Annotated in this window: 9 protein-coding genes; 5 read left to right on the top strand and 4 right to left on the bottom strand. The window is 50.6% G+C overall.

All coding sequences use genetic code 11. The features are described 5' to 3' along the window. Window positions 1-9 precede the first annotated feature (9 nt). The 3 genes from ACTJJS_RS17840 to ACTJJS_RS17830 form a co-directional block, all read right to left on the bottom strand. A complete protein-coding gene (locus ACTJJS_RS17840) occupies window positions 10-3,597 on the bottom strand; it encodes a TonB-dependent receptor (protein ID WP_440664693.1) in 3,588 nt (1,195 codons plus the stop codon). Between the two features lie 210 nt (window positions 3,598-3,807). Further along, complete coding sequence (locus ACTJJS_RS17835; protein ID WP_440664692.1) at window positions 3,808-4,941, bottom strand: FecR domain-containing protein; 1,134 nt, start codon at window positions 4,939-4,941, stop codon at window positions 3,808-3,810. 64 nt (window positions 4,942-5,005) lie between these two features. Next, window positions 5,006-5,566, bottom strand: coding sequence for an RNA polymerase sigma factor (locus ACTJJS_RS17830; RefSeq protein ID WP_440664691.1), 561 nt, complete (start codon window positions 5,564-5,566; stop codon window positions 5,006-5,008). Between the two features lie 334 nt (window positions 5,567-5,900). Between ACTJJS_RS17830 and fabF the strand changes: the two genes are divergently transcribed. From fabF to ACTJJS_RS17810, 4 genes are all read left to right on the top strand, one after another. Continuing rightward, window positions 5,901-7,163: a beta-ketoacyl-ACP synthase II gene (gene fabF, locus ACTJJS_RS17825; protein ID WP_440664690.1), complete on the top strand. Its 1,263-nt coding sequence runs from the start codon at window positions 5,901-5,903 to the stop codon at window positions 7,161-7,163. A 136-nt stretch (window positions 7,164-7,299) separates the two neighbouring features. Next, window positions 7,300-10,179: an excinuclease ABC subunit UvrA gene (gene uvrA, locus ACTJJS_RS17820; RefSeq protein WP_168870344.1), complete on the top strand. Its 2,880-nt coding sequence runs from the start codon at window positions 7,300-7,302 to the stop codon at window positions 10,177-10,179. Window positions 10,180-10,204: 25 nt separating this feature from the next. Next, window positions 10,205-10,717, top strand: coding sequence for a DUF6452 family protein (locus tag ACTJJS_RS17815; protein WP_168870345.1), 513 nt, complete (start codon window positions 10,205-10,207; stop codon window positions 10,715-10,717). Further along, complete coding sequence (locus ACTJJS_RS17810) at window positions 10,680-11,489, top strand: DUF6048 family protein (RefSeq protein WP_440664689.1); 810 nt, start codon at window positions 10,680-10,682, stop codon at window positions 11,487-11,489. The genes ACTJJS_RS17815 and ACTJJS_RS17810 overlap by 38 nt, the downstream gene beginning before the upstream one ends. A gap of 128 nt (window positions 11,490-11,617) precedes the next feature. Here ACTJJS_RS17810 and ACTJJS_RS17805 read toward each other — a convergent pair whose 3' ends face one another. Continuing rightward, window positions 11,618-12,061, bottom strand: coding sequence for a GNAT family N-acetyltransferase (locus tag ACTJJS_RS17805; RefSeq protein WP_440664688.1), 444 nt, complete (start codon window positions 12,059-12,061; stop codon window positions 11,618-11,620). A 94-nt stretch (window positions 12,062-12,155) separates the two neighbouring features. On the opposite strand from ACTJJS_RS17805, the gene ACTJJS_RS17800 reads away from it, so the two are divergent. Further along, the gene (locus ACTJJS_RS17800) at window positions 12,156-13,646 is read left to right on the top strand and encodes an ATP-binding cassette domain-containing protein (protein ID WP_168870348.1); all 1,491 of its coding nucleotides are present in this window, start codon (window positions 12,156-12,158) and stop codon (window positions 13,644-13,646) included. Window positions 13,647-13,675 lie beyond the last annotated feature (29 nt).

The raw sequence follows: 13,675 nt of genomic DNA, 5'->3' as shown, positions 1-13,675 counted from the left end.
TTTTAGAACCTAGAATGTAACATTAAGACCCAATGCATACTGTTTCATGGTCGGATACCCTACACTGGCGCCAATTTCAGGGTCAAGGCCGGGATACCGGGTGATGGTCAGCAGGTTCTCCCCGCTTACATATACCACCGCGCGGCTGATGGCAGCCCGTTTGGTGAGGCGTTCCGGAATCTGGTAGCCGATCTGCAGGTTCTTCAGTTTCAGATAAGACGCATTGTAGAGGTAGAAATAGTTGTCCTGGCTATTCTGCGGATCTGTATTGAGTTTCAGGCGGGGATATTTACCATTGATATTATTAGCAGGATCAGATGGGTTGGCATCATTATAATAATAGTGATCGTTGGCAACATCCAGTCCTATGGCATTACCATTAGACGTAACGGAGCTCAGGTATCCGCGGTCATTGTAGTAGTACTGAAGTCCTGCGCTGCCGGCCCATATCATATTAAGATAGAGCCCTTTCCAGGAGGCGCTGATATTAAAGCCATAGTTGTATTTGGGCGTACCGCTGGAACCGGAAAAGGTCCTGTCGTAGTTATTGCCATAAATACCATCACCGTTGGTATCTGCGTAGATGAAATCACCGTACCAGATTTTTCCCTTGTCCACGCCCTGTGCAGGCAGGAAAGTGTAACCTGCGGCCATCATGGCTTTCAGCCAGTCCATATCCTGCGGCGTGCGGATCATGCCGTCTTTAGGGCCGCCATTAATATTCACGCTGCCATCGGCATTGAAGTGGCTGCCATTGCCCTGATACAGTTTCTGGAGATAATATTCATCGATCTGATGGCCTTCCACGCGGTACCTGTTACCGTTGTTGGCAGCTACTTTCCCGATATTGGAAGACCATACTTTGTTACCGCCGGCATCGGTGGTATAACCTTCCTGGAAGGCGCCGCGGTAGCTGGTGATCACGTTTTTATTATAGGAGAAGTTACCGCCGACGGTAATGTCCACTTCGCCAAATTTGCGGTTATAGCTGGCTACTACTTCAATCCCTTTATTGGAAACAGTGGCCGTATTAACGGTAGGAGGCGCGGCATTGCCTACAGTCAGCGGTATCGGCGGCGTGGTAATGATGCCGTCGGTCGTTTTGCTGTAATAGTCTACGGAGATATTCAGTGCATTGTTCAGCAGGGTTGCGTCCAGTCCGATATCCGCAATGGCCGTAGCTTCCCAGAGCAGGCCGGGGTTTCCGAATTTGGTGACTGCCAGGGCATTCACTGCGGTGTTGTTATAAGAATAATACACCGGGTTATAGAGGGTCTGGTAGTCATAGTTGCCCTGAGACCTGTCGCCGCCGCCGTTGTTGCCTAATTTACCCCAGGAGCCGCGCAGTTTCAACTGTTGGAAATTGCGCAGTGATTCTTTCAGGAATGATTCCTCTGTCAGGCGCCAGCCTGCTGAAAAAGAGGGGTAGTAACCCCAGCGGGAGGCAGGTGCAAAACGGGAGGAACCATCATACCGGAGATTGGCTTCAAACAGGTATTTATCACGGTAGGCATAGTTCAGACGCCCAAACCAGCTGCGGAGCGCATTGTCATATTCTGTTCCGTCAAATACGTTGTTGGTGTTACCAGCCACATTGATGTTTGTGACTTCTTCCGATACCAGGCCTTTCCTGCTGGTAAAATCGCGGTTATAATAGTAGTAGGTCTGGTTATAACCTGCCAGGGCGGCAAAATCGTGCCCGCCCTTAAACTGTGTATGGTAACGTAATACGTTGTCAAACGTGGTGGTAAAGTCTTTGTTATGCTCTACGCTCGTGGTGAGCTGGTCGGGCGTGGCGGCCGGTTGCCGGGCTACGTTGTTGGCCAGGTCCCATTTGGCAAAAGGTACGTCGTGGTATTGCATGTCCCGGAACCGTGTCTGATAGTTGAATTTGGTTTCAAATGTCAGTCCGCGCAGCAGGGAGAGGTTGGCATACACGGTGGAGTTGAAACGGTTCTGCACATTTTTGCCGGCAACGTTGTTCAGGTACAGCAGGATGTTATTGGCTGTCTGGGATTCTTCTATAGCGGTAGGGAAGCCGTATTTGCCTTCATATCTCGCCGGAACGCCGGGCGTTGTCTGGCGGAGGTAGTTAAAGGCATTGTCTGTATTTCCCATGCCGAAAAGTTCCTGGGAGGCAAATGTCTGGGTACCGACGGTGATATACCGGTTGATTTTACTGTCGAGGTTCAGGCGTATCTGGTAGCGTTTGGCCTCAGTATGTTCCATGGTGCCGGGGTTGTTCTGAAAGCCGCCGGACACCAGGAAAGTGGATTTTTCGCCGCCACCGGAAACTGATATATTATGCTGTTGCAGAATGCTGTGTTTAAACACGGTGTTGGCCCAGTCGGTATTGGCGTATACCACTGAGTTAGGTATCCCTGCTGCGTTGAGGTCATTGGGATGAGCATTGGCATTCACCCAGGTATCGATGGTTTGTTGTTTGAACAACTCTGACTGGCCGAGGTTGCGGGCGCTTTCGTTATACAGTTTCATATAACGTACATAGTCATTCACGAACTTCGGCATATTGGCGGGCTGTATGGAAGACAGGGTACCGCTATACGTAACGGTAGTACGATTACGGTTGCCTTTTTTGGTGGTAATGAGGATTACGCCGTTGGCTGCCAGCGTACCATATATAGAGGACGAGGCAGCGTCTTTCAGTACGGAAATACTTTCAATATCGGTGGGGTTAACTGCGTCCATGCTGCCGATGATACCATCGATCACTACCAGCGGATCGCTGTTGTTGAGCGTGCCTACGCCACGTACCCGGATGGTGGCGCCGTCGGAGCCTGGCTTACCGGAGCTCTGGCGCACCTGCAAACCGGGGCTGAGGCCGGCCAATGCGCTGGACACATTGGTGACCGGTCTGTTTTCCAGGCTTTTGCTGGTCACCGTGGCGACGGCCCCGGTGAGGTTTACTCTTTTCTGGGTGGCGTATCCTACCACTACCACATCCACCAGGTCAGCGTTCTTTTGTTTCAGGGTAACGGTAACGGTTGTACGTCCCTGCAAATTGATCTCCTGTCTTTCAAAGCCGATGTAGTCCACTACCAGGACCGCATTGGCGGCGTCCGCATCTTTAATGAGGAATTCGCCTTTCTCGTCTGTCACCACCCGTTTGGCAGTACCTTTTAATACGATAGACGCTCCCGGCAGGCTCTCTCCTTTGTCGTTTACCACGCGTCCGCGCAGGTCTTCCTGTGGTGCTGCCAGCAGTGTCTTTTCTTTTTTGGCATCTACCACAATCACTTTATCCACAATGGAATAAGTAAGTGGTTGCCCGTGGAAGCAGATATCCAGTGCCGCTTTCAGGTCCACATCGGTAACAGAGATGGTTACACGCTGTGCCCGGGCCAGCATTTCATTCCGGTACATAAAACTGTATCCGGTTTGTTGGGTAATACTTTTGAAAATATCGGCCAGCGCCGCATTGCGCTGATGCAATGTCAATGTCTGGGCATAGGCTGAAGCGATTGCCTGCAGGGAGATCAACACCAACAGAAAAGCTGTCAGCTTAATGACCCGGATGGTTTTAAAGAAGTGGAACCCGGGGGCATACGAAGCCCCCTTGTACTGAGGATTACTCATACATCGCAGTGTTTGGTAAAGGTTATTGGTACCGGAATAGTTTAGTTATGGACAACAGAAGGCCATAACGCAGATGTTACATCTGGCTTTAAGATGAAATGTTCATTGTTCTGATTGCTTTTTTCGACTTAGATTTTTACTTCGATTTAGATTGGATTTTTTTCGATTTAGACTAGACTTAGATTTATATGATTTAGATTTAGACGATGATTATTGATGATGAACAGTGAGCCTGCGATTATCCAGCTTACAGTGGACACCGCTCAGCTCCAGCATCCTGATAATATTGTCCAGGCTGGTGTTTCTGGGAAAAGACGCCGTAAGATGTTCGTCCGGCACCCCTGCTTCAAATTGCAGCTCCAGGTCGTACCATCTGGCCAGCTGCCTTAAGGCTACTCCCACTTCCTCTCCCGCAAACTCGAACTTCCCATTTTTCCAGGCCAGCACGGAATTGATGTCCGCATTGTTGATGGTGAATTGCCGCGCATCGTCCCATACGGCCTGTTGCCCTGGTAACAGATGTTTGGTTGAGTTATCGGCATTTACGTTTACCGCCCCGGTTATCAGGGTTGTTTTGATGTTTTTTTCTTCGGGATAGGCCGTCACATTAAAGGAGGTTCCCAGTACCTGTACTTCCATGTTATTGACCCGGACGGTGAAAGGTTTGTTTTTATCCGGCGTGATGTCGAAATAAGCTTCCCCTGTCAACTCCACTGTCCGGTGCCGGCTGTTAAAGCTCACGGGGTATTTCAATGAACTGGCCGCGTTGAGCCACACTTTACTGCCATCCGGCAGCACTACCGCAAACTGGCCGCCCTGCGGGGTCTTCAGGGTATTGTATTTCACGCCTTCCTGATTGCCGGCCTGGTCATATACCAGCGTTTCGCCTTGTACCCGTGCTGCGCCGGCTGTTTGCCGGGTGCTGTCGTTCAGCGTTATGGCACTGCCATCATCCAGCAGCAGTATGGCTTTGTTGCTTCCCGGCATCACAGGCGCGGAAGTTTTCGTTGCCACCCCTCCGGAAGCAAGACGTGTATTTTTACGGCCGGAAAGGGACCACAGCCCGGCGTCCAGCACCAGCGTGATACCGACCGCAACGGCGGTGCGTTTCAGCCACAGCGGCAATATTTTACCGCGGGTGGGGGCCGGCTGCATCAGCGCTGCCAGCTTTGCATCCATTCTGCTGAAAATTTCTTCCTTGCTGAAGCCTTCTTCCGGTGTTACTTCCACCTGCCCGTCATCGAAAGAGTGATACCACTGATTTACCTGCGCGCATTCTTCCGGGGAGGCTTCTCCCCGCAAATATTTTTCGACAGCGCTTAACAGATCCTGGTTTTCTTTCATAACGGATAATTACAGTCATTAGTCGAACAACCGGAACGAATCCCCTACGCTGCCCGAAAAAAAATTAAAAAAAAATGGAAAATATATGCCGGATGCTTCCCTTAAGCTGGCGCAAAGCCTTTGTGAGCTGGTTTTCCACCGTTTTGCTGGAGATATTGAGGACCCGGGCGATTTCTTTTACCGGCATGCCCTGTTCACGGCTGTAGCGGAATATTAACTGGCATTTTTCGGGGAGTTTGTTCACTTCCTGCTGCAGCAGCTGCAGGATATGTTTTTGCTGGAGCGCCGTTTCGGGTTCCGGCACACTGACCGGTATCGTGGTTTGGTATACTTCCTGGTATTGGCGTAACAGTTGTTCACGACGGAAGCGGTCCAGCACTTTATATTTTACGGCCGTGGCCAGGTAGGCGCCGGCGTTGCTGATCTGGTGGTTATGCCGTTGGTTCCACAGGCTGACAAATACATCCTGTACAATATCTTCTGCCGCCTGGATGTCTGACAGCCTGTTAAAGGCCACTGCCAGCAATTTTTCGCGATAGGTCCCGTAAATTTCGGCAAATGCGGTTTCATCATCCTCCCGCAGACGCTCCATCCATAAGGTATCTGTATTTGGTTGACCAGTCATTCCTCTATTGTACAAGTAGTATATGCGATATTAGAGATTATTTTCGTCGTTTCATATATTTATCACAAAATCTTTCGCTAAAGCGGGGCGAGATACAAAATGCCCTGATGAAGACTGCCCGACCGGTCTTTTTTCCGTTGCCCGGGCGGGAAAGTTAACACTTTATAACAGTAGCGTTTTTCCGGACACCCTTCTCAAAGCCCTTAAATCCGCCACCACATTGACCTTCACCCTAAAAAGAGAAAGTTATGTCATATAATCTTAATGAATATGCTTATCTATAACAATAAGTAACTAAATTTGCGCTCTAACTTTTTTTATTAAAGTAAAAAATATGCGTACTGTTACACTGAAAAGGGTTGTGGTTACCGGCTTGGGAGCACTAACACCTATCGGGAATGATGTAAATACTTTTTGGAGCAATCTGAAGGCAGGCGTAAGCGGCGCCGGTCCCATCACTAAATTTGACACCACAGAGTTCAAAACCAAATTTGCCTGTGAAGTCAAAGGTTTTGATGTGGAAAAATATATGGACAAAAAGGAAGCCCGCAAGATGGACAACTTCACGCAGTACGCCATGGCAGCTGCACATGAAGCGGTAGCAGACGCAGGTCTCAACAAGGAAGGCATTGACAAAACCAAAATAGGCGTGATCTGGGCTTCCGGTAACGGCGGCATGCTCACGTTCGAGGAACAGATCGTTGAATTTACACAGGCCAACTTTGTGCCTAAGTTCAACCCGTTCTTTATTCCCAAACTGATTTGTGATATCGCGGCAGGACAGATTGCCATGAAATACGGTTTCATGGGCATCAACTTCTGCACCGTGTCTGCCTGCGCCTCTTCTACCAGCGCTCTCGTAGACGCATTTAACTATATCCGCCTCGGTAAGGCCAATGTGATCGTTACCGGCGGTTCCGAAGCACCGGTCACCCGCGCAGGCATCGCCGGCTTTAACGCCCTCAAAGCGCTGTCTACCCGCAATGAAGACCCGCAGCATGCTTCCCGCCCTTTCGATACAGAACGTGACGGCTTTGTGATGGGTGAAGGCGCCGGCGCCATCATCCTCGAAGAATATGAACACGCCATCGCCAGAGGTGCTACCATCTATGGTGAAATGATCGGCGGCGCCATGACCTGCGACGCCTACCACCTCACCGCCACCCACCCTGAAGGCCTCGGCGCCAGACTGGGCATGGAACAGGCACTGGAAGACGCTGGTATCACTACCGCCGACGTTGACTACATCAACTCCCACACCACCTCCACTCCGGTAGGCGATGTGAGCGAACTGAAAGCTATCGTGACCGCCTTCGGCGAACACGTTGAAAAAGTTAACATCAGCGCCACCAAATCCATGACAGGCCACCTGCTGGGTGCTGCCGGCGCTATCGAGGCAATTGCCTGTATCAAGGCCACCCAGGAAGATATCGTGCCGCCAACCATCAACACTACCGTGCTGGGCGAAGGCATCCCGACCAACCTGAACCTCACCCTCGGCAAAGCACAAAGCCGTCCGGTAAATATCGCTATGAGCAATACCTTCGGATTCGGAGGCCACAACGCCATCGTGGTATTTAAAAAATATACCAAATAAGCAGGTAACTGCCCGAAAATAGCTGTCAGCGAAGATCTTCCCAAAAAGGTCTTCGCTGCTCTTTTTTATGCCCCCTTCATTTCGGAATTCGTAATCCGTTATTCGTAATTATGGCGTAGCTTAGTAGTTTAATATTATGGCAAAGAAAAAAGAGAATGTAACCGCTGCCCCCGCTCCGGAAATCACGGCAGATGACCAGATTGAAGTATTTGGCGCACGGGAGCATAACCTGAAAAACCTCGACCTGCAGTTGCCCAAAAATAAGCTGGTTGTCATCACCGGCATCAGCGGAAGTGGAAAATCCTCCCTGGCTTTTGATACTATTTACGCTGAAGGACAACGCCGATACATGGAAAGTTTTTCCGCTTATGCCCGCCAGTTTATCGGCGACATGGAAAGACCCGATGTGGACAAAATCACCGGTCTGTCTCCCGTTATCTCCATAGAACAAAAAACGACGAATAAAAACCCGCGCTCAACGGTAGGCACTATCACAGAAATCTATGACTTTCTGCGACTGCTCTTCGCCCGCGCAGGACAGGCATACTCCTACAATACCAACAAGCGCATGACGCGCTTCTCGGAAGAAGAGATACTCGAACATATCTTCAAACACTATCCTAAAAAGAAACTTGTCATCCTCGCTCCCATGGTGCGCGGCCGTAAAGGACACTACCGGGAACTGTTTGAACAGGTACGTAAACAGGGCTATCTCAAAGTAAGGGTAGACGGCGAAATACTCGACCTGAAAGAAAGAATGCAGGTGGACCGCTACAAAATCCACGACATCGAACTGGTGATAGACCGCGTACAGGTTCAGGACGACGCCCGCACCCGCATCAGCCAGAGCGTGCAGAAAGCCCTTACCATGGGCAAAGGCCTGCTGTTTGTCATGGACAACGATACCAACAAGGTAAGCCAGTACAGCAAACAACTGATGTGTGAAGATACCGGCATCTCCTATGAGGAACCATCGCCCAACACCTTCTCCTTTAACTCGCCCTATGGCGCCTGCCCACGCTGTAAAGGGCTCGGCACCATCTACCAGATCGATATGGACGCCATCATCCCCGATGAAAGCGCCTCCATCGAAAGCGGCGGACTCAAACCACTGGGCGAAGCCAGGGACACCTTCACTTACAAACAGGTGCAGCAGCTGGCCAAAAAATATAAATTCTCCCTCACCGGACCTATCTCCGCTATCCCCGACAAAGCCCGTAACGTGCTGCTGTTTGGCGACGAAAACGGGAAACTGGAAGTAGACCTCTCTTTCGACGAAAGTTCGGACACCACCAAATACTCCACAGAATTTGAAGGAGTGGTGAATACCGTGCGCCGCTATTTCAATGACAGCAGCTCCGACCACGTGCGCGCCTGGGCCGAAAGTTTTATGGCCCTCAGCACCTGCCCGGAATGTAACGGCACCCGCCTCAAAAAGGAAAGCCTCTTCTTCAAAATAGACGAGAAAAATATTTCCGAACTGGGCAACATGGACCTCGACCACCTGCTGAACTGGTTCCGGAACATCGAAGAGCGGCTGGAGAAAAAACAAAACGCCATCGCCAAAGACATCCTGAAAGAAATACGGGAACGCCTTGGGTTCCTGCTCAACGTTGGCCTCAATTACCTGACGCTTAACAGGCCCACGCGCACGCTCAGCGGCGGCGAATCACAACGTATCCGCCTCGCCACGCAGATAGGCTCCCAGCTGATGGGCATCACCTATATCCTCGATGAGCCCAGTATCGGCCTGCACCAGCGCGACAATATGCAACTGATCGACGCCCTCCGCAACCTGCGCGAAATGGGTAACACCGTGATCGTGGTGGAACATGACAAAGACATCATGCTGCACGCCGATCACCTGGTGGACATCGGCCCCGGCGCCGGAAAACACGGCGGCCAGATCATTGCACAGGGCACTCCCAACCAGATACTGAAACTTAATACGCCCACCGCCGGTTACCTCAATGGTAAACGTGCCATGGAAATACCCGCCGAACGCCGCAAAGGCAACGGCAACAGCCTTGAACTGAAAGGCGCCACCGGCAACAACCTCAAAAATGTCAGCGTGAAGCTGCCGCTCGGCACTTTCATCTGCGTGACAGGCGTTTCCGGTAGTGGCAAATCCACCCTGATCAACGAAACACTGTACCCGATACTCTCCAAACACGCCTATGATTCCAAAGCGGTGCCCATGCCGTATAAAAGCATCAAAGGCCTGGAGCATATCGACAAAGTGATCGAGATAGACCAGTCGCCCATTGGCCGTACGCCACGCAGCAACCCGGCCACCTACTGCGGTTTCTTTACCGATATCCGCACCCTCTTTGCCTCTGTGCCTGAAGCCAAAATCCGCGGGTACAACGCCGGCCGTTTCTCTTTTAACGTGAAAACAGGCCGCTGCGATGTTTGTGAAGGCGGTGGCATGCGCGTGATTGAAATGAACTTCCTGCCGGACGTATATGTGCACTGCGAAAAATGTAACGGCCGCCGTTACAACCGTGAAACACTGGAGATACGCTACAAAGGCAAATCCATCTCCGACGTGCTGGACATGACAGTAGACGAAGCAGTGGAATTCTTCCAGGCCGTTCCATGGATACACCGCAAAATTAAAACGCTGCAGGATGTAGGCCTGGGTTATATCACCCTCGGCCAGTCGGCCGTAACCCTCTCCGGTGGCGAAGCGCAGCGGGTAAAACTGGCAACGGAGCTTTCCAAAAAGGATACCGGCAAAACCATTTATATCCTTGACGAGCCTACCACAGGACTGCATTTCCAGGATATCGTGCTGTTGCTCAAAGTGCTGAACAAGCTGGTGGACCGCGGCAATACCGTACTGGTGATAGAACACAACCTCGATGTGATCAAAATGGCCGATCACATTGTGGACCTCGGCCCCGAAGGCGGCGCCGGCGGCGGCACTATCCTCTGTACCGGTACGCCCGAACAGGTGAGCACCTGTAAAGACAGCCATACCGCCCGATTCCTCAAAAAGGAGCTGGGAATTTAATATCTTGCCAACCGTAAATCAAGTAATGAGAACGTTATACCAGATATTACTCACCTGCTCCGTGCTAATCGGCATGCTCGCCTGTGAGAATGAAACCAAGGTGTGCGACCAAACGCTCCGGGCGGATTTTCACGTGCGTTTTCAGCGTGACTCCCTCCTAAGGGTAGGCGATACCATCCTGCACAACGTGCGCGACACCATCATGCCCAAAGTGACCGTGTATGCCATCGATAATGGCGTTAACAGGGACTCTATCTACAAAATAAAACCGCTGAAGGAAATCTTCCTGCCCTTTTCTCCCGTATCGGACAGCTGCACCTTCTTTCTGCGGGTAGATTCCACCCTGACACCGGACACGCTTAAATTTAAGTACACCCGTACTAAAAAATTTATATCCCCGGGCTGCGGATTCGGCACCACCTTTACACTGGATACCGTTATCGCTACCAAAAACACCATCGATTCTGTAGTTATTAACTCAAAGGCAGTCACCAGCAGTAATGATACGCACCTTACTTTGTTTTTCTTTAATCAGTAGTATCCTGATTGGCCTCGCCGCAAAGGCACAGACACCGGCCAAACCGGCAGCCGCCAAAACCGCTGCCAAAACAGATACTACCCGTAAACCGGCGAAGGACACCACGGTCATTATGCCCGTGAAGGACAGTGTCGTACATATGCAGGGTGGCCTCCGCGTGGGGCTGGACCTGAGCCGCATCGTGACGTCTATCTACTATCCCTACCGCAAGGAAGGGACAGCCGTGGCCGACCTGCGCCTCAACAGCGATCTGTACGCAGCGGCGGAAGTAGGATATACCAATACGCCCTACAGTGACGCCAACTACACCTATAAGGGCAGCGGCGCCTTTATCACCCTCGGGATAGATTATAACTTCATGAAAAGACTGTACCCGTCAGAGAAAAATATGTTCTTCGGCGGTATCCGGTACGGATTTTCACACCTCACCTACGAAGTGCCCACCTATAAGATCACCAGCAGCTACTGGGGCAACGACCTTACCGGTTCCATACCCAAAACCAGCGTCAATGCCCATTGGGTGGAACTGGTGCTGGGACTCAAAGCGGAAGTGCTGAAAAACTTCTTCCTGAGCTGGAGCCTGCACGAACGCATTATGATCAATAATGTTAAGTCTGATGAGTTTACACCGCTGGTCATTCCCGGCTTCGGCAGCGGCTCCAAAAAATCCGTGTTCGATATGCAGTACACGGTATCATACCTGTTCCCGCTCTACAAGATAACCCAACATGTAAAGTTGCCGGCGAACGATAAAAACAAAAAGAAGAAATAATAAATTAATTACGAATTACAAATTACGAATTACGAATTGAGGGCTGCTCTATAGAAAGGTTAGTAAGTAACCGTTTTGTAAAGCAGCCCTCAATTCGTAATTCGTAATTCGTAATTTGTAATTGATTTTCAGGGTCGCACCATTTCGATGTGCGGTATACCATCTTCCATATACGTATCGCTGGTCTGTTCAAAACCCAGTGATGTATAAAAGCGGTGCAGGTATTGTTGCGCGCCAATCTTAATCGGTCCTTTCCCGTACGCCTCTTCCACCGCAGCAATGGATTTTTCCATCAGCAGGCGGCCCGCACCGGAGCCTCTCACCAGCGATGACGTGATCACCCTTCCAATGGAAGCCTCCGTATATTTGATCCCCGGTGCAAACAACCGGGTATATGCCACCAACCGGCCATCTTCGTTACGCCCCATGAGGTGCAACGCTTTCTGGTCAGCGTTGTCCAGGTCCTGATAAGCGCAATTCTGCTCTACTATAAATATCTCACTGCGTAATTGCAGCACATCATACAGTTCCTGTACGGTCAGTTCGTCAAATGCTTTAATTTTCCAGTTCATCGTATGCCGGTTTATCATAAAAATAACGGAAGCTTTCAATATTCCTGTTATTTTTATAAGTGATATTAATGCCTCTTAGCCCAATCAGGAAATCATGGAAGAAACAAAACACCCTTTCCTCTCACTGGAACATATCACTGTAAGATATCTCGACAAAACACTTTTCAACACCCTCAACTGGGAAATACAACAGCACGAACAATGGGCCATTACAGGCCCCAGTGGCTCCGGCAAGACTGCCCTTCTCAATACCATTCTCGGTAAATTCAATGTTATCAACGGCGGTATCCACCATCACTTTTATGAGGACTGGAGAAAGGAAAACACCGTTACCGACCCATACTTCAACTATCGCAACCTGATAGCGCTGGTAGGGCATCACCATACTTTCCGGAACCTCTCCAATACCACCACCGATTTCTACTATCAGCAGCGGTTCAACAGTATGGACGCCGACAATTCCCCCACTGTTACCGAATACCTCGGGCTTACGGAAGTGCCCGACCTGGTAAAACCGCTGAAAATAGCGCCGTTGATGGAAAAAAGGCTCATTAAGCTGTCCAACGGAGAAACACGCCGCGTCATGATCGCGCGGGCACTGCTGCAAAAACCGCAGCTGCTTATGCTCGACAATCCCTACATCGGGCTGGACGTGCAAACCCGGAAAGATTTTTCCGAAATGATCAATGAGATCATCCGCAATGGCACAACGGTGCTGCTGGCCACCACGCCGACTGAAATACCGGAACACATTACCCATGTGCTGACGCTGGAAAACGGCGCCATCACGGGCAAGTATACACGTAGTGAGTTTGTGCAGCTGCCGCTGCCCGAAGTGCCTGATCTGCCGCTACCGGCCATGGAAGCACAGAAAATAGCCGATATCCTGCAACGGCATCAGCCGCCCCGCTTCGAAACCATCGTGCGCATGGAGGACGTCCGGGTGAAATATGGGGAAAACGTGATCCTCGACCAGATCAACTGGACGATAAAACCGAATGAAAAATGGGCGCTGCTCGGGCATAACGGCGCCGGTAAATCCACCCTGCTAAGCCTCATCAATGGTGACAATCCACAGGCATATGCCAACAAACTATGGTTGTTTGACCGCCGCCGCGGCAGTGGTGAGAGCATCTGGGACATCAAGAAAAAAACCGGCTTCGTATCTCCGGAACTGCACCAGTACTTTACTTCCCGTGATAACTGTCTGCGCGTGGTATGCTCCGGCTTCTCCGATATTATCGGTAACACCAGGCAACCTACTCCCGAACAGGCCGATATCGCCAAAGCATGGATGGAAATACTGGAGATCGAGGAACACCAGCAATCTCCATTCAAACAGGTGCCTGAAAGCGCCCAGCGCCTTTGCCTGCTGGCCAGGGCCCTCGTTAAAAATCCACCCCTGCTGATCTTCGACGAGCCATGCCAGGGCCTGGACCAGCAACAGAAACAACACTTCAAAAAAGTGATCGAGATGCTGTGCGACCATATGCCTGTCACGCTGATCTATGTAACGCATTATGAAGAAGAATTACCTGACTGTGTAGATAAGTTTATGCGTCTTGCCAACGGCAAAATGATATAGTTTTTAATTACTAAAAAGAAGACTGTTTG

The organism is Chitinophaga sp. 22308, assembly GCF_052045305.1.
GTDB lineage: Bacteria > Bacteroidota > Bacteroidia > Chitinophagales > Chitinophagaceae > Chitinophaga > Chitinophaga varians_A.
This window is presented reverse-complemented; position numbering and strand designations above follow the sequence as displayed.